Genomic DNA, 24504 nt, shown 5'->3' on the forward strand with positions numbered 1-24504 from the left:
TAACCAATGCGCTAACGACATCCCCGGCTTATGGCAGCATGAACATCACACTATTACCTGCTGCTTAAGACTGGCTCAGCCGCTTTGCAAAAATCCCCCCCATATTGGTCTGGGTGACTTTTTTCTTAATTTCATCAATATTGGTACTGTAAAGCTGTTTCTGTTTCATGTGTTCAAAGAATACTGAACCGGAAAAGGTGTATTTCTTAGTTAATCCTTCTTTAGTCTGCATCTGTTCATTCACATAACGAATAGCCTCGCCGCAGGCCAGTTCGGGGGAAATTGTGATTGGTTCCAGTCCCAGGGCACATCTTGCCGCATTGTGTCCGGCCAGCGTGCCGGTCACAATGGCCTCGGTATGGCCAACCAGCAAGCCGGCTTTTTCGCCGGCGCAAAAAACGTTTTTCAGCCCCTTTACCTGTAAGGCATTGTCTCTGGGCAGCATACCGAAATAACGCATAGAGTTGCCGATACCGCCAGCATAGGGATCTTCAAAGCGGGCATCAGCGCAGCCGGGTATCTGGCGCAGCAAAGCAAGGGGATAATAGGCCGACATGAGTTTGGCGTGGCCGGTATCCAGCAAAACAATGTTCTCGGCAAACTCCTTCAGTGCGTACTGCTGGCAGGCCTTCTGCCCAAGCGACTCCAGGCTCTTTTGCAAATGAGGCGGCACGGCAATAACACATACTCCTGTTCTGTCGAGTTCTTCCTTAACCTCCGGCGCAAGCGAATCCTTGTGGAGTTTGCAGGACCCGCTCATGGCTCCTAACGTACCATCGGCCTTTTCACCGATAATTTCCTTTACCCCCGCCTTGGCGGCAATACTGAGACGGGGACCAAAGGTCGGACACCGGTAAATACACATGGCGCAGCCATTGCCGTACTTCATGCAGTTACCCTGGGGCCCGGCGGTGCCTGATGCATCTACAAAGCCGTCAGCCCAGGCCTCGATTTCCCCGTCGCTATGCAGCACACTGGCAATTACGCCGGTCATCCGGCCCTCTGCCACGCTTGCATCCTTAATGCGGGCCATTAGATGAATTTTTACGCCAGCCTGCAACAATGCACTGCGTACCGCAGGTTCAATGGCTGATACATCATATAAACTGACATGCTTATGACCGGGAAATTCAATATTCTTATGCCGGGAGTTTGCATCACAGATTTGAAACAGCTCCCCGCCCCCCATGGCAATCAATTCCTCGGTAGCGGTAAACCGGCCGTTATTGCGCATAATCCCGCCAACCAGGCCGGTACCCAGCAACATGTCCGCCCGTTCAAACAGTTCCACCTCACAACCGGTGTTGCGCGCTGCTAGCGCAGCAGCTGCACCGGCCCATCCGCCGCCGGCTATGACTACTTTTTTCATTATTGCGGCACCTCCATTTTCACCTGCTAATAAATAACTACTAAAATTACCGGGTTTTCGTAGCCGCCAGCGTCCGGGCGGGAACCGGCGGGCTCTCGGTCAGTTCATCCAACGATTTATTCATAGTTTCTTTCCCCAGGAAAATGATGTCCAGGGCAATGATTGCCAGTACAACGGTAAACATGGTGAATACCGCGCCGTACTGATCCGATCCGGTCATCAAAGCACCGACGGCAATAGGCGCAATAATGCCGCCGGTCCGGCCACAGGCTGCGGCCCAACCTACGCCGGCAGCCCTGGCATGGGTGGGATACTGCTCGGCGGAATAGGCGTGAGTTATTCCCCATGCGCCCAAGTTGCAGAAGGACATGACACAGCCCCAGAGTACGATGTCGTCAGCAGATTTGGCATTGCCAAACATGTACGCCGACAAGGCGCAGACAACTAACAAGGAGCCCATGGTTGCCTTGCGCCCGATCTTGTCTACCAGATAGGCGGCGGCGAAATAGCCCGGGATCTGGGCGACAGTCATATACAGGAGAAATTCAAAAGAGCGAATAAGGGTGTGCCCGCTTTTCACCAGCAGCGAGGGCAGCCAGGTGAAAATTCCGTAATAGGAGTAAACCATACCAAACCATAGGACCCACAGGCAAATGGTACGCCGGATATATAGCGGGGACCAGAGATCGGTAAAATTGAATTTCCTGGTGCTTGCTTTCGGCATTTCAGCCACTTCCGGCTGTTCTCCCACCGGCACGCCCAGTTCCTGCTCAATTTTGGCAACCAGGACATGGGCCTCCATATGCCGCCCTTTACTTACCAGATACATAGCCGATTCCGGCAATACCCGCCAGACGTAAACAACGCTGAGCGCCGGCAGCGCCCCGATATAGAAGGCAAGCTGCCAACCGTATTGGGGGATAATGAGATAGGAAATCAAAGCAGCCAGCAGCCAGCCAATTGCCCAGCTGCTATTTTGCAGCACCAGCATTTTACCCCGGTGCCTTACAGGGGCATACTCACTCATCAGCGCATTGGCCACAGGCGGCTGCCCGCCGATGCCTGCACCTACCAGGAAACGAAACGCCAGTAAGGACTCATAGTTCCAGGCCAGGCCGCACAGGCCTGTGCCTATGGCGTAGATGACCAGCGTTGCGGCGAAAATCTTTTTTCGCCCTATCCGGTCAGCAATAGTGCCGGACAGAATAGCGCCAACCGCCATGCCCAGCAAGCCGGCGCTGCCGATATAACCAATTTGCGCCGGGGTTAAATTCCATGCCCCGATCATTTTCGCTAAAACGAAGGCAATGAGTCCTGTGTCCAGCGCTTCAAAGGCAATCCCTGACCCCATCAGTACCAGCAGCCGGTAATGAAAACTGCCCAGCGGCAGCTTACCCAAACGCTCAGTTATTGTTGCCATAATCTTGTCCTCCTACCTTTTTCTAAAATCCAAATTTGTTATGCTAAGGCCGCCTTACGCCGGTCTCCCTGTACCTCCTTCCTTGTTTACCAGATATTCACTGGCAATATAATCCGCATAATCGCGAATTGCGGTGGTACCAACTTTATTTAACGGGGTAGAGGTAATCCGCTCGCGAAAGAGGACCACCTCAACTTCCGGTAATATTTTCTGCAGGGCCATCGCCAGCGGCAGGCCATTTTCCAGAATCTCCATGGCGTGACAGTTGCCAATAAGAAAGTTGAGGCCGAGCTCTTCAGCCTTTTTCACCAGATCGCTCTCTGTTCCCACCCGGCTTATCGAGGCGATAACCGTATCTGCATCCGGATGCTCCTGTTTTGCCATTTCCAGATGCTGCGCCGTAAAACCGGTATGCGGAAAGATATGAAGAATGGTATCGACCCGGTTTTCCCGCGTACCGACAAGCAGTTTTCCGCCTGTGGCCACATTAGTTTCACAAATATCATGGCAATTGCGCAGATTTTTTTCTGACAACAGCATTTTTTGTTCTTCCTGCATACCCATAAATTCATTTAGCCTGTCCAAAATAGCCCCGAGTGTCGAAACGCCCGGCAGGACTTTGCCAACATACAGAACATTGCCGGGTATATCACCGTAGGCAATATCCGCATGAAATGCCTTGTGACCGTGTATGTAGGCAATGCCCGGGTGGAGACCGTGAAAAGCCTCATGCAATTCGAAAACCGATAACCCATATAAATTCAGATAGCCTCTAATCGTTACACCACCGGAGTTAGCAGCGTCAACCACAGGATGATGCGCAACAATGGCATCAACCCCGGTTGCGCCGGCTAACTCTATATTGCATTCTGTCAGCGTCATGGTGACTGCAATCTTCTTTACGGGGGCCTCCAGGTTCCCGCAAATAAGCCCGGGCATTTCCATGCACGCTTTGCCGGGAATATTGGAGGACTTCATGATCACAAATTTATTCCGGCCACTGAATACATCATCCAGGCTCTTCACGCACCTGCCGCCGGTTATTTTGTCCAGCGCATGCAAAATGTCTTTTACTTTAATAACTTCATTCAAAATAATACCCTCCTTGAACAGTGAGCAAAATGTTATGGCTAAACTTAGCTGCGTTTGCCGAACCATACCTGTTGTTACAAATGATATACCGCCTAAAAAAGCAAAGCTACCGCTAAGTCATGCTACCTGCGTACGCTTGTACTGACGTATGCTGTAACAATCCTAAAAGCGGTAGCTTTCGGCTCTCTTTACGAGTTCCTACGACCCACCTATACAATTTTAGTCAACTCACCCATAACCGGCTATATCCGGCTGCCAATCAGGTTGCCTTGCGGTCTAAGGATTTTAATGAATCATCCTTAAGCAGAATAAACGTCACTGCCAGTTCATAATCGGGAGCATAATCCTTCAGAACACAAATCACCGGCAGCTTTAACTGATTAATAAACTCTTCCTTGAGGCGGCGCTTATACTCGTCTAATATCGCCACATCAGCCAAGCGCGCGGACATCCGGTCGCTTTGGTCAAGTGCGGCCAATGCAGGGATACGTTTATGATCGGCTGTAATAATTATCTTATTTTCGACAATTGTGACCCGTTGTTTCCGCAAGCCTGTTCCAAACAGTGAAAGATTTACGTTATTATTGACGCGCGCAATTTCTTGCTTTAAATCTGCATCCATTATCTTCACAGTAAATCTCTCCATTTTTTGTAGAGATAGCAGCTCGCCATTCTCTGTTTGGGTTTTTACGGTCTGAAAACATCCCAGCTGCTTTAAAGACAAAAAGACCTCCGGAGCAAACGCCCAGGAGGTCTACATTGACCATTTAATCTCAATTTTGTTTTATTTTAACACAGGCCTTTTATTTTTTCAATGGGTAAAATACAAATTCCCGCCATACCGTCTGCAATATGCTTATAAAAAATGCGTTCATTTGCTCCATTTTATGTTCTGCCGGCTTCTCTAAGCCGTCCGGAAAGAGAAAGCCACTATTGCCTGCAGGCTAATAGTGACTTGTAGGTCTGGTTTTACCAGCTAGGTCAATTCTGCGTCTTTATTTACCGGCTTTACGCAACCTAAATTCCAGGCCTTCATAGACTCTGACAGGCTTGCCCCGCTCCAGTAATTCGTGCTGAATCCACATGGTCTGTTTCATCAGCAGCTCCCGGGCTATATTTTGCTCCATGATGATTTCGTTCAGGCGGATTAGCGCCAGCTTTTTATTGGTATGCTGATCACGCCCCTGCGTGGCAACAACACTAATACCGGTGGGGGCATGTGTGGCCCGCACGGCTGTTTCCACTTTGTTGACATTTTGTCCACCTTTACCCCCGCTGCGGAATGTTTCGAAACGGACAAGCTCTGCGTCAAAAAGTTGCTTCTGCTGCTGCTCTGCAATTAAACTAACGCCAATAAACCAGTTTTTGCGTTTATGCTTTGGCCTGAACGGGCTTTGTGCAATCCACTTGATAGTTCCGATAAGCCCTTCTACCTGTTTATTTGTTTTGATGACTACCGATTTGTAGCAATCAACATAGCCGCCTTGCACTTGACTGACAATCTCTATATCAGCCAGCTCTGCTTGTATAGCCTGCAGAAATTTCCCCACTGCCAGTTCGCATTCGAGCGGACCTTTGCCTGAACTTATTTGCATCAGCATAACATCACCCCTTATAGGTCAGTACCGGCCGCAATGTTGCAATAACGTGAATTAGCTCAAATTGCAGAAGGCTGTCAATCACAGTATCTATATTTTTATAAGCTTCCGGCGCTTCTTGAAACAATAGCTCGGTATCATGGCATACAACCCGGCTCTTCAATTTAGTTTGCCGAATAGAGTCCCGGTCATACTTTTCGCGAATACGCGATTTGCACAGACTTCTGGCCCATTTGCGCCCGGCCCCGTGGGACAGGGAAAAAGCTGATGCGGCGGTGTTTTCGGCTAGCTTTACAATATAGGTCAGTGAACCTCTTGAACCCGGAATAACAACCGGTCCCAGCTCGGCGGACACCGCGCCTTTGCGGTGAATATATACATCTCCTCGGGGCTCGATATAGTTATGCTTACAATCCATTAGCTTTTTGGTTTGCGGCGTATACCCCAAATAGCTGAGCAGCTTATGAGCTACAATATCCCGGTTCCTAGCCGCCCAAAAGACTGCCTGATTATGCTCTGCCAGATAGCTATGAAACTGGTCACTATCTACTCTCAGCCCCCAGGGATCGCTATACTTGTTTAATATACTTTGCCCATAACCGCGCGACCCGCTGTGCACCAGCAGGAGTAGCGCGTCTTGGTCAAGCGCCAGCGCCGCACAAGCCTCTTGGTCATACATTTTCTCCACCATCTGAAATTCAGCAAAATGGTTGCCGCCGCCAATGGTCCCTAAATCGTAAATAGGGCTTGGTTCTTCATAGGGATTGACTGCCGGAATATCGACCAACTCCCTGATATTATTGAGCTTGGTTACCCAACGCTCGAGCTTAAACTTCCGGCGCTCAATCCCGGTTGAATACAGTCCCATCCCGCAGCCGATGTCACCCCCGATAAGCTGTGGATATATCATCCGCTCGGTTACCGCCACTGCGCCAACAGGTGACTTTCCTGCATGCAAATCAGGCAGTCCTACGACTTTAACTATCCCGGGCAATGCAGCCAACCCGTTTAACTGGTTTATGGCCGTTTGTTCCAGCCAATTCTTTTCACTGGTTATTATTTTTATATTGCTCATTCAATTCTCCTTAGTTTATCTGCAAAATGGCATAAAGGAAACACGGCTTGCGCCGAGCCTTTGGCGAAAGCGGAAGTCGACGTTGCCCTTATCCAGACGAAAGTTATACTTTCTACAGGATAAAAAGGCCGCAGCAACCAAGCTGCGGCCTCAGCTGCCCTAAAAAAGGCAACAAAAAAACACGATAACCCTATCGTGCCGTCAATAAAATATTAGGCGTATGGTTGTCTTAAAAAAACAGGCTATTAAATTCTTTTCACCTTAAAAGTACTAATTACCAACATAACAAGCACCCCTTTTGCCTAATATTTGTACCACTACTATAATATGGGTATTGATCATATTTGTCAAGCTCTGATTTAGCTGTCAGGGCAGACTAACCCGCCTTATTAAATCATCTATCCTGCCAGGTCTTAAAGGTCTTTATTTTATGCAACAGGCTTTTGGTGTCCCCATCGAAGGTTAATGCGCGGTCATCGACATATACGATGGCCGGCGGCTTGTGAGCCAAAACGTCATCAACCGCAATTTCGTGCCTGTCTAACCACGCTTTAACCGCCTCCAGGCCGCCCTCCTGAAAACAGCGGGTCGAGACTACAACCACCTTATACTGTCTGCGTATATCCTGGATAGCTTCCTTGATTCCCGCAACAGGCGGATCGGGTATCACATCCACGCCTTGCCATTTGCTGGTGTAGCTGTGGATGACGCCGTCAAAATCCAATACTACTGTTCTTGCCATACAATCACCTCCATCTATATCCTTCCCCGCTGCAGTACATAACTTTACAATATTGCCGGCAATTAACACGCATTAATGCCATAAAATACTGCCTTAAGCAAATAATACAGCCAACCAGCCAAGATAATCTCCTGCCATTTTGCAAACACTAAAACAAAAATTCCAGGAGGTACTGAAATGGCTTCTAAAGGAGATATCGGCGCAAAGCAACAGGATATATTTAATAAAAATATGGCAGAGCAACCTGTAGTCAATTATAACAATCCACCGACAAGCGGGGCCATTCAGGATCAGTTGCGCAACCGCCGCGATTCCAATATACACTCGTAATTTAGTTAATGCTTAACAATATTGGACCACCAGCTCGTGCTGCTTACCAATAAGGTGGCATGAGCTGGTGGATATTTTGAGTGTACGCTAATAATTTAAAGGCCGGCTCCAAGACACATGGATTATTTAAAAGTCAACAATCCTTTACAAAACAAAAGCCGCCTCAGTGTAAACCCGCAGGCGGCTGGCCAAGTAGAAAATATTCACCTATAGCTCTGTATTATCTTTATCCGCTACAACCTTACACAACTGCATATGCTCCTGAAATAGTGCGGAGATCTGCTCAAGATATATTTTGGCTTGCTGGTCCTGGCCATCAAGTACCTGGATTGCAGTCACTAAATTTGTTATTTTTAAGCCAATGTCAACTAATCTGTCTTGCTGCACCTGGTATTCCTCCAAGCAACAAAGTTACACCCAGGGAATATCATATTAAATTACCAACGCATAATTTGTAACACTGTGTAACAAACAAAAATGTAAGAATCTCTATCCAAAAAGCCGCCCTGGATTAGTAGCAGAACGCTAATCAGGGTACTCGGGAATATTCTCATCAATAACTACGGCCATAGATTAAACGCAGAAGCCAGCGAGCAAAATGTAATGACTCCAACCGTGACAAAACCGACTATAAAATCCGTAAGCATATAGCAAACCTCCTTTAAAAAACAAAGAACATTTGCAGTATATGAGGAAAGTTCTCTTCTAATTCCTAAGAAAAATTACCAGTTGCGGACCACAGAAAACCGCTCACTGGAAATCTTAAGAAATTAAGCTCTAATTAACTACGCCCGTATACAGCGGAATACCTCGAACTCCGCTAGCGCCGCCTCCAGCCGCCGGAGAGCTTCGGTTGCATCCATACCGGCTTCACTCAACCGGGTATACTCGTCAGATGCCTCACGGATTTTATCGTAAATTGCACTCTCTTTTTTGCGGTACTCTGCTGATACTCGCCACACTATCATGAAAAGTCCACCAGTGCAACTACTACGTTTTTTTGAGTCTTTGCCTTATATAAAGCCCGGTCGGCTGTCAGCAAAAGGTCTTTTACCGCTTGGTCAGATTCCGGCGAAATGACGCCGGCGCTTATGGCTAGGCCATAGGAAGAACGAAATCTCGCCTCCACCTCATGCCGAATGCGCTCCATAACCGCATAAGCCTCCTGTAAAGAAATCCCGCAAAAAATGATGGCGAATTCGTCTCCGCCCCAGCGCGTTACAATATCAGACGTCCGTACATTGTTCTTAAAAATAGCCGCCAGTTCTGACAATACCAGATCCCCGGCAATATGCCCATATGTATCGTTAATCACTTTAAAATTATCTATATCGATCATGGCAATACATAAGGGTGTCTTCCGCCGGCACGCGCGGGCCTCCTCTTCAGCCAGCCGGAGGTAGAAACACCTTCTATTCCATAAACCGGTCACCGAATCGGTATGCGAAATCCTGTCCAGATGACGGATTAACCTGCCCGCTATCAATCCGGCTATGCTTAACAGCAGGGCCATTCCCGCCCACAACAGGTTTTCAAAACGTATCTGCAACACAATGTCCAGGTAATCAGCCTGTTAGACCCGTTAACATCCCCAATAGCGCAAATACAAACGGAGCATACTTATAAAAAACCCGCATCTTATCCCCTCGTTGGCATTATCGCGATTTCATCGCAACCTTTTAAAAATTCCAGATTCATCCTTAAATCATAATCCATATTATACCATATTGTTCAATATTTTTGCAATAATATTACATTAATACTGTACAGATATTTCATTTTTTCACCACTATAATTTAAACAGTTCCATTTTTTTACGAGGTGAGAAAAATGAGAGGTAGACATCTAGCTAAATATAGAGAAATTGGTCGTAAGATTGCGTTCTATCGCAAGCTTCGTAATATATCACAAGAACGTCTCAGCGAAATGGTCGATAAGTCAAGATCTTATATATCAAAGATAGAAGCTGAAAACTCGGAAATAGAATTCAGCTTAGATATTCTATTTGATATTGCGGAAGCTCTAAAAATTGATGTAGCAGCATTCTTCAATCCCATTGATGTAGAAATTAGAGGAAAATATTTAAAAGACGAATAATCAAGTAACAGCCTAATCGAGTGAGCCTGAAGTTATATACATTTGGCTAGTTGTATAATAGACTTTGTTGTCAAACAAAAACCATGCAGCATCAAACTGCATGATTTCAGAGCGTTTTCATATACCGTCTCAGTTTCGCAGCAAAAAGCAGGATCTCTATTGACAAACGGGACCGAGTGAAATAAAAAAATACCCGGCAACATAGGCCGGGCTCTATGGAAACACACATGTTTATCTGCTTACTAACTTTATTATATCTCCCTGTTATTAGAATTACTTTAGAAACGAAACTGCCCCCGGAGATGGGGCTATTTTTTTACCTAAATAAAAAAATACCCCGGTTTCCCGGGGCTGCTGCAAATTGCTGAGAGGAGATGTGATTAACTATACTATAAGATTTTTAAAATATATTTAAAATCCGCCAAGAACAAACCCGGTCCCCAGAAACCGGAAAAATACCCGGCTACACAAGCCGGGCAATTGAGACGGAGCCATGAATATCTTTTGTTTAATAATACACCAATCATGTTACTAAATTATGACACGGTTCTTACATTTTTGTTATAGCCGCATCCCGGAGGATGCGGCTATATTTAACAATTAATTATTTACTTTGAACGGTTCCATTTCGCGCTGCATCTATTACCGGATGAAGCTTCTTTTCTATTAAAAGAAAAACTCCGCCAAGAGCGCCTACCAGTGCCATAAATATTGCCGATTGAACGCCAGCAGTGTAATAGCCTAAGCCAGTGCCAATTACCTGAAGAAGCGCCCACCACAAAAACTCAAACATATATTTATGCCTCCTAATTCAACAAATTCAGGCTTTACATAGTAAAGTTTTCACACATATATATAAATATTAATTTTAATTAATGTATCGCTTTCTTTTTAAATGAGCCACCCATTACATCATGTACATCGTTTATCGTAACAAACGCACTCTCATCAATTTCCTTAACCAAAGTTTTAAACTTTGAAATTTCCAGTCGAGTAATTACTGTATATAAAATATGCTTCTTTTCTCCACTAAATCCACCTTCACCATGTAGCACCGTTACTCCCCTGCCTAACCGCGCCATGAGAGCATCTGAAATCGCATCCGCCTGATCAGATACAACAATAACTGCTTTTGACTCATCCAAACCTTCAATAGTTATATCGATTACCTTTGAAGCAATAAAATAGGTAACTAAGGAATACATGGCCTTATCCCAACCAAACACAAGTCCGGCAAAGGAGAGAATGAACAAGTTCATTACCATAATAAGCTCACCTACCGAAAAACTAGTACGCTTATCCATTAAGATAGCGACTATTTCGGTACCATCCAGTGAACCTCCATACCGAACTATGAGGCCCACGCCAACTCCCAGGATAATGCCCCCAAAAACCGCTGCCAAAAACAAGTCATTCGTCAGCCCGGGAATGGGCAGGAAAACATTGGTCCAATAGGACAGAGATATAATAGAAAATAAAGTTGCCAGCGTAAATGTTTTACCGATTTGTTTATAACCTAGATAAATGAAAGGTATATTAACAACAATCAGAAATAAGCCCAATGGCAATCCTGTCAGGTGGCTCGCCATAATGGCAATACCTACTACACCACCGTCAATGACATTATTGGGTACTAAAAAGATTTCCAGGCCAGCTGCATAAATTATGGAGCCGATAAACAAGATAATGTACCGTTTTAATTGTGATAAAATCTTTCTGTTTTGTGGCATGCAAAAACCTCTCTTTTTATATATTTTTTATTGCAACCTTTTTAAGTCCCCCTATACTGGGATTCTAGCTTGCGCCAAATGATTTCATAACCTAGTACATCGGCAATTCTTACTAGCTTCCAGAACGGCAATGTTCCATGCTTTAACTGCCGGGTAATATTCGGTGCAGTATCATGAGTACCATATTTTTCATTTAATCGGCGTACAACATCTGTCACGTTAGAACCTGCGCCAGCAATATATTTTTTGATTTCGAATTCTATGTCCCTGGCTTCGTCTTCCGGAACAGCTTCGCTTTTTGGCACGTTATCATCCTCCACGATCTAAGATTATCATATATTATCATCTATGTAAATAAATTATCATTATAATAATCAATCCGGCGATCCAACATATCCTAATGTATAACAAGCAGCCGCCAGGCGGCTAGTGCTGGATATCATGGATAATCCTATTTTGTTGCTTTTCAATCCGGCATAAATCCACATACTCCCGCAGCAACTTAGTTATTTGACTAATACCCGTATCAATTGGCAGACCCTGGGCCTTTAGCATTTTTATTTCAGCCAGTAGCTTTTCGATTTCCAGGCTAATTTCCTGCTTTCTTGTTAGAAGCACCGAAAGCACCTCCTGCGTATATAATTTCAAACCCAGAGAATATTCTATCTAATTCCTATTGGAATTACGCATTTAATAAGAATCTTATACCTCCGGTCATCAAATAAAAAGAGCCGACCTACAGGCAGGGCGGCTAAAAAAAAATCCGTTAACCACGAAGGTATACGGACAACGCGAAATAGAGTTTGGAGACGATTGAGCACCATGATTATACTATATACTGCCTACTGAATCACATCTTGTCTTTTTGATACATACATTAAATTAACTCAAGTAAAAGTAATCGACAGCCCAAAAGGGAGGCGGCGTGCTTTTAGGAGACACAAAAAGGTTTTGAGACAGCATTCGCGAAGAAAACTTATGTAAACAATTACAAGGAGTGATTCTATGAGTAAACTGGCTAAGCCTCCGCAACCACCATACTATGCCGTAATATTCACTTCGATCAGAACGGAAGGAGACCATGGCTACGAACAGATGGCCGATGAAATGGTTAAGTTAGGCTTTAACCAACCTGGGTTTTTAGGAGCTGAAAGCACCAGAGACATAAATGGGGTAGGTATAACTGTATCCTATTGGGCTTCGCTTGAGGCTATTGAAAATTGGAAAAATCACCCTCGCCATAGGGATGCTCAAAAATTAGGGGAAGATTTATGGTACAAAATCTTTGCCACAAGAGTGTGCAAGGTCGCAAGGCATGGCCTCTTTAAGCTTTAAATCACTTATACCTTCTTATTAACTCTCGCGCGCTTAGCGCCGCAATAATACCCAGCGCAATCAATGTAATATGGCCAGCCGTCGCAACTCCGGTTAGTAGCAGACGGTACTCAAGACTAGCACCTGGCCAAAGCGTATATACGCCCGCAGTCGAGTAATAGAAAAAATCATTATATACCATTGAGCCAAAGGATATTACAAATGCAGCAACAGCTGTTATTAAAGCCTTATTGGTTTGGTATCTAAAATACTCCACAAAATCACCCACTATACTCATTTTGGTAAATCATAGAATATTATGGGCAATATTGGGGTATTTATCCAGCTTCTTACCATGAACACATTTCTGACGTGGCAGTGCCCGGATAGCCCATCCCCCTGGAATATCTACCCTACAGAGCAGTGCGCTCAATACTATTTTGTTTTTTTATCATAAAATTGATAAGTAAATCGAGTTCTAGCATAAGATCATTCTCTGCAATCTTTTCAGCTGCTGGTCGTAACGTACTGGAAATCGCCACTATTTGTTCACATATTTCGTCTTCAGTTGCTGCTTCCAAACAGTAGACACCCAGTTTTTCGAGGAATAAAACTGACATACTGAAGTACCCCCTCATATTTTCTAACTTAAGGATAATCTGGATATGTGACAAAAATACGACAAGCCAAAAGCCACCCGCCAGGACAAACACGGCAGGCGGCTGCGTTAACGCTCCCCCAGTTGAACTTCTTGCGAGAATTGCCCACCAAGAGATATATGCCTCCGGCCCCTTTACAAGATTGTTCTTTGAGATCGATTTCTCTGCGCCTATTAGCAAGTGTGGTATAATTGAGATAATATAATCAACAAGACAAAGGGGCCATTTCCATGGAAAACAGCTACCCTATTGCTATCCTGAATGGTGCTATCATTACTGCAGACGGAGAATATTCCTGTCAAACAATCAGTTTGGCAGAAGCCAAGCAACTGCTTCAGTCCGCACCCGGTATTATTTCCGCAGTAGGACACCAAGCAACAGCAGAATTACTTACCGACCTTTTAGGAATAAAAATAAATTTTAGCCGGATCAACTTCCACCAGACAGCAGGACAACAGGCACTGGTGTTTAAGCTTAACAGCCGCCCCCCTGAGGGAGTCATCCTCTCCCGTGTTGAACTTGAAGCATATGGGTACCAATTTCAGTTGCTATCTAGGCATACATAACTTATTACTGCCAAATAGGCGGTATTATTTTTGCCTGAAAAAACAAAAAGTCGCCACCGGGATAATCCGGCAGGCGACTACCTAAATTGGCTATCAAAATCCACACCTTAACTTAATAATAAGCGCTATTATTTTTTTCTCAAAAATTTTGCCATGAATTGTCCTCTTCACTTGGGAAGTAATCCGTAAAATAAACATTTGTACTACCGCATTTAGGACAGCATTCTAAATATCCGCCATCGCCTATTGGTTTCAATACTGCTCCCCCGGTATCAAAAACTTTTCCACATTTCATGCACTTTGCAGCTTTCCCCATTTTCTTGTCCCCTTTACAAAGTTTTCCGGCAGTATTTTTAATTCAAGGCAGCGTTCCCGTTCCTTGTTAAAGGCACTGAAGTCGCCGCCACAGTCTACAAAGCTCTCTATAATAAAATTTTACTCGCTTTTAATAATAGCACATTTTCCCATAGTGGAATAAAAAATTTATGTTTTAAAACAAAAAGGCCGTCCACCAGGACTAACCCGGCAGGCGGCTTAAAATGGGGTTGACGTTGGTGGGACATCACGCAACATCTTAGATATCATACAGGATGATTATTAGAATTTGATTAAAGTAAAAAGCTCATCACCGGCTAATTGGCTGCGAGATGGGCTTTGAGCTATTTGGAGTTACTGGCTCCGATGTACGATTGCACCAGTTTACAAAGTCATCTGCAATGATCTGGGAGACTTTATATTTACGCTCACAAGAACGTTCATGGTGAAGCACGTTAAAATAAAAGAACCTAAAGGCTCAATCTTCATATCCGGCCTGGTTATCAATAGTCGCCGCTCCATTACATAGCGATAAACTAATTACTCCAGTTAATACAATAAGCACCATAAACAGTACTATTGTCCAACCCGCTATAGACATAGTGGACCTCCTAACTAATAGTATAGTTACTATTGTATTAGGTATTTTTTATAATTACTTTTTATTTATTGCTCTATGGCCAAACAATAAAATATAGACCAAACTCCAGGCTATCTTATTGATAGCCTGGATTCATTTTAGCTTGTTCAGCCCACGTTATGCCCAACATATTGAGATAACACCCACGAACCAGCGCTCTAACTGGATCAATACTTTTCCTCTAGCAGGTTTGTTCATGAATTGGCTAAAATTATTTTCGCTGCTTCAAACATTGAACTATCCTCACCTTCATACATTGCATTCCATATTATATTATGTAACGCAATTCCAACTAAATAAATAGGAGGATATGCTATGGATAAACCAAAAAAATTAAATTCCGACACCCCCGAAGACGGGCAAACACCTCGTCACGGTAGTCATTTTCATTTCGATGATAATTGCCACGCATGTGATAATTGTCACTCAAAAGATAAGTGTCACTCAGATGATCATTGCAAACACAAATGTGAATGCCCTCCAATAGTAATATGTCCACCAGCGGCAGGGGCTACCGGCGCTACTGGTGAAACTGGAGCTGCCGGCACTACCGGGGCCACTGGCGAAACTGGAGCTGCCGGCACTACCGGGGCCACTGGCGAAACTGGAGCTGCCGGCACTACCGGGGCCACTGGCGAAACTGGAGCTGCCGGCACTACCGGGGCCACTGGCGAAACTGGAGCTGCCGGCACTACCGGGGCCACTGGCGAAACTGGAGCTGCCGGCACTACCGGGGCCACTGGCGAAACCGGCGCTACCGGAGCTACCGGAGCTACCGGAGCTACCGGAGCTACCGGAGCTACCGGAGCTACCGGAGCTACCGGAGCTACCGGAGCTACCGGAGCTACCGGAGCTACCGGAGCTACCGGAGCTACCGGAGCTACCGGAGCTACCGGAGCTACCGGAGCTACCGGAGCTACCGGAGCTACCGGAGCTACCGGAGCTACCGGAGCTACCGGAGCTACCGGAGCTACCGGAGCTACCGGAGCTACCGGAGCTACCGGAGCTACCGGAGCTACCGGAGCTACCGGAGCTACCGGAGCTACCGGAGCTACCGGAGCTACCGGAGCTACCGGAGCTACCGGAGCTACCGGAGCTACCGGAGCTACCGGAGCTACCGGAGCTACCGGAGCTACCGGAGCTACCGGAGCCACTGGCGAAACTGGAGCTGCCGGCACTACCGGGGCCACTGGCGAAACCGGCGCTGCCGGGGCTGCCGGGGCTACCGGGGCCACTGGCGCTACTGGAACTACCGGCACTACTGGTGCCACTGGCGAAACCGGCGCTGCCGGCGCTACCGGAGCCACTGGCGAAACCGGCGCCGCAGGCACTACCGGGGCCACCGGCGAAACCGGCGCTGCCGGCACTACCGGGGCCACCGGCGAAACCGGCGCTGCCGGCACTACCGGGGCCACTGGCGAAACCGGCGCTACTGGGGCCACTGGGGCTACTGGAACTACCGGCGCTACTGGGGCCACTGGCGAAACCGGCGCTACCGGAGCCACTGGCGAAACTGGAACTACTGGTGCCACTGGCGCTACCGGAGCCACTGGCGCTACCGGAGCCACTGGCGCTACCGGAGCTACTGGCGCTACCGGAGCCACTGGCGCTACCGGAGCCACTGGCGCTACCGGAGCTACTGGCGCTACCGGAGCCACTGGCGCTACCGGAGCCACTGGCGCTACCGGAGCTACTGGCGCTACCGGAGCCACTGGCGCTACTGGAACTACCGGCACTACTGGGGCCACTGGCGCTACTGGAACTACCGGCACTACTGGGGCCACTGGCGAAACGGGTGCTGCCGGCGCTACTGGGGCCACCGGCGAAACCGGCGCTGCCGGCGCTACCGGGGCCACTGGCGGAACCGGAGCTACTGGCGCTACTGGGGCCACCGGCGAAACCGGCGCTACCGGAGCCACTGGCGAAACTGGCGCTACAGGCGCTACCGGAGCCACTGGCGAAACTGGTGCTACTGGCGCTACTGGGTCCACCGGCGAAACCGGCGCTGCCGGTGCTACCGGGGCCACCGGCGAAGGCGCTACCGGGGCCACTGGCGGAACCGGAGCTACTGGCGCTACTGGGGCCACCGGCGAAACCGGCGCTACAGGCGCTACCGGAGCCACTGGCGCTACTGGCGAAACTGGTGCTACTGGATCTACCGGCGTTACCGGTGCTACTGGCATTGGTGCTACAGGCCCAGGCGGAAGTACCATCTATTTAGGTACTGACCAATCGGTTAGCAATCTTGATTTCTTGGGGTTAGGTACGTCTTCCGCTTCATTTATTCGCAATACTTTAGACATTCCACAAACCACTACTCTTACCGGCATGTCTTTTAGCATCCGCGATCATGCACTGGGCGCAGGTGTCGTTGCCACTGCCGAAATCTTTGTTAGTACAGATTGCGGAGTTACCCCTGTTGCTTCAGGCATTATCGTAGGGATAACAGGACCGAACCCCCCTAATTGCCATGGCTTTATCACTGCAAGTCTTGTGCTGGCGGAAGGCGATCTAATATCTGTAAGAGTCACAACCGGCGGCGGTGCTTTCGCAAATGGCGCAGCAGCTACAATACTGTTTTCTGTTCCGTAATATGAAGAAATCTTCTTAGAAAGCATCGTACCTTCTTCTGAGTTTCTAATCCTATTTCTCCTTCTATTTATATATGTAATAAGACCGATACGCTTTATTGCTATCGGTCAATTTCTTTTACACAACCCGTAATAGTATTTAAGCTTTGGAAAACCGTCTCCTGGCCAAATGGCCGAGAGACAGGCTAATTCGCTTTCAAGGTCAATGGATACTCCCGCTTGCTGGAATCGCTCAGGGTAACTCGCAATATGACCTTGTGCTGCCAGCACGTGGCCGAAGCTTCGTTTGAGTTGGCACTTTCACCATTTGCACACCAGGCATGCTAAAGGCCTTCTCAGAATGTCTGAGAAGGCCTGATTTTCCTGGAGCGGGCAACGAGATTCGAACTCGCGACGACACGGGTTGGGAAGCCGAACAGGAGCGTTTTTTAGTATTTCGCCGCTTTATTGGAAAACCCTAATTATTGCATCTTTACAGGCTTGAATTATCGTGAATAAGCGTGTTCGTTCTTGCACCTCTACTGCACCTAACCTTTTGTAAGTAAAATAACACTTTTGCGTAAAAAACGCAAGCAGAAAAGCCGCCCACCAGGACGAACCCGGCAGGCGGCCGAATTTTACTTAGAAATACTAGAATTTAAAGGTTACTCCAGCACCTAAACCTTTAGTTTTAACGTCAATTTTTTCGCCACCAATATTGAAATCCTTATATTTGGTATCACGATAGAACACATTAAATTCGGTATTCTTAGACATGTCATAACCTACACCAATTTCATATCCAGTTATTTTGTTACCTGCGCTAACACTTGCCCAGCCAGTTACTTTATCTGCTAATTTGGTTTGCCCTATTAAACCAATTTGGTAACCGCTTTTAGACTGTTTTTCTGTACCACTACCACTGTCAGTAATAGTGCTGGCATCCGGACCATATTTATAAGACCAATTAATTTTGGCAGATGCTCTTGTCCAACCAACAAATGCAGAAATATTAGGATCAAGTTGATACAATACATTAAATTCATGAGCAGAAAGCTGACCATTAGCAGTACCACTCTCGTAATCAAATGGTGTTGTTTCTTCGTACGAATAGGATTCGGTTTTATTATCTGAATACTTATATTGCAATGCCCATTTATCGCCAAGGCCGTAAGTTATAGCTGCACCTAAACGATTTTTCGCATCATCTTTACCACTCAGATCACCTGCATTAATTTCTACTTTCGGTGATATAGAGGTGTTTACGTCAATAGCTAGTTTACCTTTTTCATAATTGGATAAAGGCGATGCAAGAGCTACGGATGATATAGTCATAGCTGCAGTCAAAGTAAATAAGACTTTTTTCTTCACTGGAAAATCCTCCTCGGAATTGAAATATTTTCATACGTTGTATTAAATTTTACAAAAAATTAAATATTCCTCTTTTTTTTACCATTTTAATCTAAAAATATAATAAAAATATAATATTTATAATGTAAAATATAGTTTTTTTTACTATATTCTTATTTATTTGTTCGTTCATTTGGAATAACTTGCTGCTTACAAAGATTTTGTATCTCTTTAACCGATAGGCCGCTGATCTCATTGTGAGCGTTGAATGGGCTCAATTGCAGCTATCAGTAAAAGAGAAGTGGCAGGAGCTTGAACCCGATCGGAAAAAGGTAGACAGAGAAACAACGAAATATGATATCCTCAAAATGGAAGAGGCAGTCCAAAAGGCTGCACATAAAAAAATCATGCTCTCCGACATACTCACGCTACTGAGTTGCTTGCCAGCGGTGAGAACCCGAAAAGATTGCTGCTAAAATCGGAAAACTATATAAGCTACAAACAGAAAAAAACCAGCTCTCCTAAATGGAAAGCTGGTCTCTTTTTTCAGCAATCGCACCTACTTTGCACCTATTTGACCAACGTCTTGGATGCACCGAAGGCTACAACGCCTGATTTTACTGGAGCGGGCAACGAGATTCGAACTCGCGACCCACGGCTTGGGAATTGGAAAAAATGTGTTTTTTATCGTCCAACCAGTGTTTGGAAATCCATTTAAACCTGAGATGCTAGGATTTCATTTTTCCGCTTTGTCCATAAAATCCATGTCGTACCAATCTGAATCGGTCCGCAAAACGGTCCGCACATTTCATAATAAGTTTGCTATAATCATATCTTAAATCTATCAATTACTTCCCACTCTTCATTGATTTTTTCTCTAATAGTAAACTCATCATTATGTTCTGTTTTCCAAATCTCTACCTCTTGGTTATCTTTTGATGCTCCATACACAGCTGGAGTATTATGATTTTTGAATATTATTGGATTATCATAACCTAGCTCTTTAATTTTATTTAATATCTTTTCTTCATACTTCGTTGGCTTTTTCATACCGGCTTTTTCAATTTCACTGTCGTTTATAGACGTTTCTTTCATCATGCACCTCTTTTTTATACTAATTATAACTCCATTTGTCTAGAGACATGATGTAACATGCCGTGGTGTGGATGGTATTACTATTTTACAACATCGGTAACGATAGTGAATCTATTACAGAATTCACATTTTATTTTATCGCCTTTACGAGGTAAGTTTTTTCTATCGGTTACATTTGGGTGATGCCCACAAGTCGTTATAGCAATCTTAGGACGGACAGCACCAGGTGGTAACTTATCACTAATAATCCGATAAAATTCAGCATCGGAGATCTCACCATTTGCCAAACGCGAAAATAATGCTTTTTCTTCTTCACTAAAAACAAATCCTTCCATTTCCATCGATGCCATTGCGCTTTTCATAGCTTGCCGTTTGTCCATTTACTCACTCCTTAACGAAAGTGATATATTGCCCCGCCATTCTAAACACCTAAATTAGCATAACTATTCAGAGATAGTAAAAACTATTATTCCTGTTAATACTATTTTACCATAATACAGTCATTTTCTGGCATCAAAAAGTCCCAAGGGTTATCCCTTGGGACTTTTTTTGCTATTGCCGCTGTAAACATTTAAACCTACAGCCAGCTTATTATGATTGAGTATTTATTTGTTTTGTAAATACCCCATCCAGTACCTTGACTACTTCCGCCTGCATTTCGGGCAATACATGCGCATAAGTATCTTGAGTCATTGCTACTGTACTATGCCCCAGCCTTTCCGATACTACCTTTACAGGAATCCCCTTTAACAGCAATAACGTTGCATGAGTATGCCGCAAGTCATGAAATTTGAAGCTATCAGGAGCACCAATTTTCTTAAGTAAAGGTTTAAAATATCGAGAAGTAAAATTACTGGTATTAAACACGCCGCCGAATTCACCCGTTATTACAAGATTAAGTGTTGACCACTTATCACCAAGTAAGTTCTTTCGCCAATCTTGCAGCTTTTTATACTTACGTAATTCCGTGGCCACATCATGAGACAAAGGAATCTGCCTTCGTGAGGATTTAGTCTTAGGCTCTTCAAAGTTTACTCCCGCCCGACTGGTTACTAAGGCTCGTTTCACATATATAATTCCCTTCTTAACATCTACGGCATCCCAAGACAAGCCAAATATTTCCCCTAAACGCATACCAGTACCCAATGCCAGTAAAATAGCCATATATGCGCTATGATAGACAATATTGGACATCGGAACCTGTACGTGTTTCCCCGTTTGTTTCATCTGTTCAGCTACTTTGGCCGCCCTTATAGCACATTCCTGATCTGCGGCCAAGGCCGCCGCATACGCCGCAGTGGTTAGGCTATCTGCCTGCGCCTCGGTCAATGTTTTGATCTCGGCCTTCACCAGCTTGATTGGCTTTGTCTGTTTGACTGGATTCTTTAGCAACATGTCCGACTTAATCGCCTGCTCGATACACATGCTTAAGTAACGGCGCGTGGCTTTGACCGTACTGGACGATAACCCAGTACCCTTTTTGCCTCCACTGACAAGCAATTCATTAAATAGTGACGTCAGCTGCGTCTCCCTGACCTGGCGCAGCAGTAGCTTCCCTAATTTTGGTTTGACGTATTGCACGAGGCATCCCTCATACTTGTCATAGCTTTTAACCCTTACGTTCGGTTTTATATATTCCTTCAGCCAAGTATCTATCCATTCGCCAAGGGTGATTTTCTCCGCATCCGGCGACATACCGTATTCTATCTGCTCTAACCACTTCTGGCCAATCTTTAAAGACGCCGACTTTCCCTTCGGAGTATTTTCCCCTGCTCCCTTGAGCTTTTTCCGTTTAGTTTCGCCCGTTTTCGGGTCCTGATAGGTCACACGAACAAACCAGCAAGTGCGTTTTTGATCCCAATACAGGCTCCCATCGCCTTTGGCTCTTGCCATATCGTACTCCTTTCAAACTATACTAGCATAAATCAAACTTCCACCAAAAGAGCACAATGCCGCGTACCTTGAGGTGTACGCGGCATTGCAAATTATCCGGCGTTCCCTGGAGCCGAAAACCTCTCGTTAATCACTTGGTGGAGGAGTCAATAGCCGCTCTATAAACCACGACGGAACGAAGCGCCGTCTACCGATCTTCACCGTCGGGATATCGCCGTTAGCCGCAGCAGCATAAATACCCGCCCGACTGAGCGGTATTGGTCCGCCATTGGACGCGAGCAGCGAGGGTAGGTCAAAAAGCTTTTCAGTATTACTTTCCATTTTCAGTCCCCCTTCCAGTATTTGATCTATCTTGCGACACAATATGATCATCAACATTGCGTACAATAATGTCTCTCTTAAAAATGAATTCATTGACCTTCATATCGAAAACGCTGCAAGCTTTAAAACGCTTTTTCCTCATTTTTCTGCCTCCTCGAAGTAACAATGTATAAGTTGGATTTTGATAATATTCTAAATATGCGGGCTGTGACCGTAGCCCATAAAGATCGCGTATATTACAGAATATATCATCAAAAGTGCTGCATATCGCATTGCTCCCGGTTGCGATTTTGAATAGCGACAGCTATATCATTAACGGAAAAACCATTTTCCGACAGAAACTTTGTTACCTCAAATGGTATATCCTCAATGCACTGAGGAAGAACCGCCCTCGGTAGATTGGCGAATTTATCCGCGATAAGATTCATTTTACCCAGCTCCTCTACCAAATCAGCAGCTCGGTTGCCCATGCGAAATTCTCTCTGGATTTGAAGTGTTGAAATACTTTTACGATTCAAAGCCCACATAATAATGTCAGCTAACTCTTTGTTGTCTTTTAACGTTCTTTGCTCTAACACCCCAGTTTCAACTATCGGCATTTGCAATTTTTCTGATTCTTCAATAACAAATTTATTTCTAAAATCATGGGTTGCCGATGTTATGCGGACTATTAGTTGCTCAATGTCTTTAGTGGATATACACGCTCCCTGCAGGCATAAGGGCTTGGGCTGTTCAGGAGACTTGAACAGCATCACGCCTTTACCGGGCAATTTTTCAGCGCCGCCCTCACCGAGTATAGATCTGGAGCTATAGAAATCTGAACATGTAAAGGCCATGCGTGCATTGAGGTTGTTGCAGTTGATCAGCATATCCTGTTTCGCAGACTCCTGTGTTGCCAAGACCATGTGAATTTTAGCGTGCCGGCCTTTTCGCAACAGGTTAGATATGCTGTCAGTCAATACTTTCCGATCCTTTGTATCTCCCATACTTGTAATGAGAGATACATATTCGTCCACAATACAAACGAGGGCTGGCAGTAGACGTAATTCATCGTCAGGCAGACTAGTACGCCGTTTCATTTCATCAGTGAGGGCCAACATAACTTTGATCGCAGTTTCTGTATCTTTGACGATCGGGCAAGATAAATGGGGAAGGGGATTAAAAATATCTAAACCGCTGGCACCGGTGTCAATTATTAAAAAATTAGCCTTATTCACAGGCTGCTTGGCTACGATGCTCACGATTAAACTCCGAAGCCCTACGGTTTTGCCGGAGTTGGTGGCGCCTCCGTATAGAGCATGCGGGAACTTGGTTAGATCAGCGAAGCGCATCGCTCCTTTCATATCGTACCCTAGCGCAATGGGTATCCACATTCCGCTTCCATGGAACCCTCGACTTTCCAACATTCTCTGTAGGCTATTTTGCATGACTGGCCGCTCAGAAACTGCTATGCAGATTAATAAACCTTCCCTAAACGGCTGGAACAGGGGTAATTGCAACGCAGTCCGAATATCTTGTGCCCGGTCGAAGATACCGCTTTCTTTTGTGCCTGGTTTGAGCTTGATGGTATAAATGTATCGCTCTCCGTTCCTGATGACCTCACATTTTATAAGTTTGAGTGCTACACCATGGCTATTGTAGTGCCTCTCAATTTTACGCGCCATTTTTTCAATATTCATTAAATTAAACCTCCTCATTTTTTATCGCTCGTTCATTCGTTCTGCTGATGTGACCGATATATCTTTTTGAAAAAAACAAAGCACGATATATATGCCAGTTTCAAAGGAACGAACGAACATACGTAAAATATAATGTATTTTACGAACTGTTATCGGACGGGAGGGGCGGCTCCAAACCGCGCCCTCCTTGCCGCAATTTACTTTCTATCACGGCTGTCTGGCAGATACAACGGGGGCTGCTGTGATCGGTTTCGAAAAACAACGGATGCTACGTCGAGGATTTTAGGGAGAGCATTTACTAAGGCGGTTTGCCACCATGCTCGTTTCGGGTTTTGTTGCATAAGCTCCATTTCCAACAACTTCAGCCTCTTTTTCAACTTTTTTTTCTGGCCTTTTTTACTGCCTTTTCGTTTATTTCGCACCTTGCGTAGATCTTTCTCGATTCTTTCCATCTTAGACAGAATGTCCGCATATCCAGCGGATGCGGGATCGGTTTCCGAAAAGTCTTCTTGATACAAATTCATTCTAAATACCTCCCTTTTTTATATGCGACGTGACCGCCGCATCCTCAACCTTGAGTTATGTTTCATATTTTACTAAAGCCCCAAATTTTTTTAATATGAAGCTCAGCCGAATTTTACAGAAAAAA

31 protein-coding genes are annotated in these 24504 nt (G+C 45.5%); 6 read left to right on the forward strand and 25 right to left on the reverse strand.

Features of this window, described 5'->3' with window-relative positions; genetic code table 11:
- Positions 1 to 64: 64 nt before the first annotated feature.
- From SATMO3_RS30490 to SATMO3_RS30520, 7 genes are all read right to left on the reverse strand, one after another.
- On the reverse strand, positions 65 to 1369 hold the full coding sequence (locus tag SATMO3_RS30490; RefSeq protein WP_371375422.1) for an FAD-dependent oxidoreductase: 1305 nt from the start codon (positions 1367 to 1369) through the stop codon (positions 65 to 67).
- 46 nt (positions 1370 to 1415) lie between these two features.
- Positions 1416 to 2789: an MFS transporter gene (locus SATMO3_RS30495; protein WP_371375425.1), complete on the reverse strand. Its 1374-nt coding sequence runs from the start codon at positions 2787 to 2789 to the stop codon at positions 1416 to 1418.
- Positions 2790 to 2843: 54 nt separating this feature from the next.
- The gene (locus SATMO3_RS30500) at positions 2844 to 3881 is read right to left on the reverse strand and encodes a Nif3-like dinuclear metal center hexameric protein (protein ID WP_371375428.1); all 1038 of its coding nucleotides are present in this window, start codon (positions 3879 to 3881) and stop codon (positions 2844 to 2846) included.
- A 259-nt stretch (positions 3882 to 4140) separates the two neighbouring features.
- Positions 4141 to 4512, reverse strand: coding sequence for a hypothetical protein (locus SATMO3_RS30505; RefSeq protein WP_371375431.1), 372 nt, complete (start codon positions 4510 to 4512; stop codon positions 4141 to 4143).
- Between the two features lie 364 nt (positions 4513 to 4876).
- Positions 4877 to 5482: a peptide chain release factor H gene (prfH, locus tag SATMO3_RS30510; RefSeq protein ID WP_371375434.1), complete on the reverse strand. Its 606-nt coding sequence runs from the start codon at positions 5480 to 5482 to the stop codon at positions 4877 to 4879.
- Between the two features lie 4 nt (positions 5483 to 5486).
- Positions 5487 to 6554, reverse strand: a complete 1068-nt coding sequence (locus SATMO3_RS30515; protein ID WP_371375437.1) for an RNA ligase RtcB family protein — start codon at positions 6552 to 6554, stop codon at positions 5487 to 5489.
- Positions 6555 to 6948: 394 nt separating this feature from the next.
- Complete coding sequence (locus SATMO3_RS30520) at positions 6949 to 7296, reverse strand: hypothetical protein (protein WP_371375440.1); 348 nt, start codon at positions 7294 to 7296, stop codon at positions 6949 to 6951.
- 177 nt (positions 7297 to 7473) lie between these two features.
- Here SATMO3_RS30520 and SATMO3_RS30525 point away from each other — a divergent pair, with 177 nt between their 5' ends.
- Positions 7474 to 7626 carry a hypothetical protein gene (locus SATMO3_RS30525; protein WP_371375443.1) on the forward strand — a complete coding sequence of 51 codons (153 nt, stop codon included), beginning with the start codon at positions 7474 to 7476 and terminating at the stop codon, positions 7624 to 7626.
- Between the two features lie 207 nt (positions 7627 to 7833).
- Here SATMO3_RS30525 and SATMO3_RS30530 read toward each other — a convergent pair whose 3' ends face one another.
- The 3 genes from SATMO3_RS30530 to SATMO3_RS30540 form a co-directional block, all read right to left on the reverse strand.
- A complete protein-coding gene (locus SATMO3_RS30530) occupies positions 7834 to 8013 on the reverse strand; it encodes a hypothetical protein (protein ID WP_371375446.1) in 180 nt (59 codons plus the stop codon).
- A gap of 398 nt (positions 8014 to 8411) precedes the next feature.
- On the reverse strand, positions 8412 to 8594 hold the full coding sequence (locus SATMO3_RS30535; RefSeq protein ID WP_371375449.1) for a hypothetical protein: 183 nt from the start codon (positions 8592 to 8594) through the stop codon (positions 8412 to 8414).
- Positions 8591 to 9178, reverse strand: a complete 588-nt coding sequence (locus SATMO3_RS30540; RefSeq protein WP_371375452.1) for a GGDEF domain-containing protein — start codon at positions 9176 to 9178, stop codon at positions 8591 to 8593. Before SATMO3_RS30540 ends, SATMO3_RS30535 begins: the two co-directional genes overlap by 4 nt.
- Positions 9179 to 9456: 278 nt before the next feature.
- Between SATMO3_RS30540 and SATMO3_RS30545 the strand changes: the two genes are divergently transcribed.
- Positions 9457 to 9723 (forward strand): helix-turn-helix domain-containing protein, encoded by a 267-nt coding sequence (locus SATMO3_RS30545; RefSeq protein WP_371375455.1) that lies wholly within the window; start codon positions 9457 to 9459, stop codon positions 9721 to 9723.
- A 604-nt stretch (positions 9724 to 10327) separates the two neighbouring features.
- Here the strand turns inward: SATMO3_RS30545 and SATMO3_RS30550 are convergent.
- From SATMO3_RS30550 to SATMO3_RS30565, 4 genes are all read right to left on the reverse strand, one after another.
- Complete coding sequence (locus SATMO3_RS30550) at positions 10328 to 10516, reverse strand: hypothetical protein (protein ID WP_371375458.1); 189 nt, start codon at positions 10514 to 10516, stop codon at positions 10328 to 10330.
- A gap of 79 nt (positions 10517 to 10595) precedes the next feature.
- Complete coding sequence (locus SATMO3_RS30555; RefSeq protein ID WP_371375460.1) at positions 10596 to 11453, reverse strand: YitT family protein; 858 nt, start codon at positions 11451 to 11453, stop codon at positions 10596 to 10598.
- A gap of 41 nt (positions 11454 to 11494) precedes the next feature.
- Entirely contained in the window at positions 11495 to 11758 is a 264-nt protein-coding gene (locus SATMO3_RS30560) for an LLM class flavin-dependent oxidoreductase (protein ID WP_371375463.1), read from the reverse strand.
- Between the two features lie 121 nt (positions 11759 to 11879).
- A complete protein-coding gene (locus SATMO3_RS30565) occupies positions 11880 to 12071 on the reverse strand; it encodes a hypothetical protein (RefSeq protein WP_371375467.1) in 192 nt (63 codons plus the stop codon).
- A gap of 387 nt (positions 12072 to 12458) precedes the next feature.
- Between SATMO3_RS30565 and SATMO3_RS30570 the strand changes: the two genes are divergently transcribed.
- Positions 12459 to 12788: an antibiotic biosynthesis monooxygenase gene (locus SATMO3_RS30570; protein WP_371375470.1), complete on the forward strand. Its 330-nt coding sequence runs from the start codon at positions 12459 to 12461 to the stop codon at positions 12786 to 12788.
- A 392-nt stretch (positions 12789 to 13180) separates the two neighbouring features.
- Here SATMO3_RS30570 and SATMO3_RS30575 read toward each other — a convergent pair whose 3' ends face one another.
- Entirely contained in the window at positions 13181 to 13387 is a 207-nt protein-coding gene (locus tag SATMO3_RS30575; RefSeq protein ID WP_371375473.1) for a hypothetical protein, read from the reverse strand.
- Between the two features lie 269 nt (positions 13388 to 13656).
- On the opposite strand from SATMO3_RS30575, the gene SATMO3_RS30580 reads away from it, so the two are divergent.
- Positions 13657 to 13992, forward strand: coding sequence for an STIV orfB116 family protein (locus SATMO3_RS30580; RefSeq protein WP_371375476.1), 336 nt, complete (start codon positions 13657 to 13659; stop codon positions 13990 to 13992).
- 139 nt (positions 13993 to 14131) lie between these two features.
- Here the strand turns inward: SATMO3_RS30580 and SATMO3_RS30585 are convergent, their stop codons facing one another.
- Positions 14132 to 14308, reverse strand: coding sequence for a hypothetical protein (locus SATMO3_RS30585; RefSeq protein ID WP_371375478.1), 177 nt, complete (start codon positions 14306 to 14308; stop codon positions 14132 to 14134).
- Positions 14309 to 14785: 477 nt separating this feature from the next.
- Complete coding sequence (locus SATMO3_RS30590) at positions 14786 to 14908, reverse strand: hypothetical protein (RefSeq protein ID WP_371375480.1); 123 nt, start codon at positions 14906 to 14908, stop codon at positions 14786 to 14788.
- Between the two features lie 565 nt (positions 14909 to 15473).
- Between SATMO3_RS30590 and SATMO3_RS30595 the strand changes: the two genes are divergently transcribed.
- Positions 15474 to 17168: a hypothetical protein gene (locus SATMO3_RS30595; protein WP_371375482.1), complete on the forward strand. Its 1695-nt coding sequence runs from the start codon at positions 15474 to 15476 to the stop codon at positions 17166 to 17168.
- A 32-nt stretch (positions 17169 to 17200) separates the two neighbouring features.
- Positions 17201 to 17539, forward strand: a complete 339-nt coding sequence (locus SATMO3_RS30600; protein WP_371375484.1) for a hypothetical protein — start codon at positions 17201 to 17203, stop codon at positions 17537 to 17539.
- A 629-nt stretch (positions 17540 to 18168) separates the two neighbouring features.
- Here the strand turns inward: SATMO3_RS30600 and SATMO3_RS30605 are convergent.
- The 8 genes from SATMO3_RS30605 to SATMO3_RS30640 form a co-directional block, all read right to left on the reverse strand.
- Positions 18169 to 18888, reverse strand: coding sequence for an outer membrane beta-barrel protein (locus SATMO3_RS30605; protein WP_371375487.1), 720 nt, complete (start codon positions 18886 to 18888; stop codon positions 18169 to 18171).
- An 807-nt stretch (positions 18889 to 19695) separates the two neighbouring features.
- The gene (locus tag SATMO3_RS30610; RefSeq protein ID WP_371375490.1) at positions 19696 to 19965 is read right to left on the reverse strand and encodes a hypothetical protein; all 270 of its coding nucleotides are present in this window, start codon (positions 19963 to 19965) and stop codon (positions 19696 to 19698) included.
- Between the two features lie 77 nt (positions 19966 to 20042).
- Positions 20043 to 20342, reverse strand: coding sequence for an antitoxin VbhA family protein (locus tag SATMO3_RS30615; RefSeq protein ID WP_371375492.1), 300 nt, complete (start codon positions 20340 to 20342; stop codon positions 20043 to 20045).
- Between the two features lie 211 nt (positions 20343 to 20553).
- Positions 20554 to 21855, reverse strand: a complete 1302-nt coding sequence (gene xerC / locus SATMO3_RS30620) for a tyrosine recombinase XerC (protein ID WP_371375494.1) — start codon at positions 21853 to 21855, stop codon at positions 20554 to 20556.
- A gap of 126 nt (positions 21856 to 21981) precedes the next feature.
- Entirely contained in the window at positions 21982 to 22176 is a 195-nt protein-coding gene (locus SATMO3_RS30625; protein WP_371375497.1) for a hypothetical protein, read from the reverse strand.
- On the reverse strand, positions 22166 to 22318 hold the full coding sequence (locus SATMO3_RS30630) for a hypothetical protein (RefSeq protein WP_371375500.1): 153 nt from the start codon (positions 22316 to 22318) through the stop codon (positions 22166 to 22168). The genes SATMO3_RS30625 and SATMO3_RS30630 overlap by 11 nt, the downstream gene beginning before the upstream one ends.
- Before the next feature lie 109 nt (positions 22319 to 22427).
- The gene (locus SATMO3_RS30635) at positions 22428 to 23855 is read right to left on the reverse strand and encodes an FtsK/SpoIIIE domain-containing protein (RefSeq protein ID WP_371375502.1); all 1428 of its coding nucleotides are present in this window, start codon (positions 23853 to 23855) and stop codon (positions 22428 to 22430) included.
- A gap of 197 nt (positions 23856 to 24052) precedes the next feature.
- Complete coding sequence (locus tag SATMO3_RS30640) at positions 24053 to 24379, reverse strand: hypothetical protein (RefSeq protein WP_371375504.1); 327 nt, start codon at positions 24377 to 24379, stop codon at positions 24053 to 24055.
- Between the last annotated feature and the right edge of the window lie 125 nt (positions 24380 to 24504).

It is taken from the genome of Sporomusa aerivorans (genome assembly GCF_041428895.1).
Classification (GTDB): domain Bacteria; phylum Bacillota; class Negativicutes; order Sporomusales; family Sporomusaceae; genus Sporomusa; species Sporomusa aerivorans.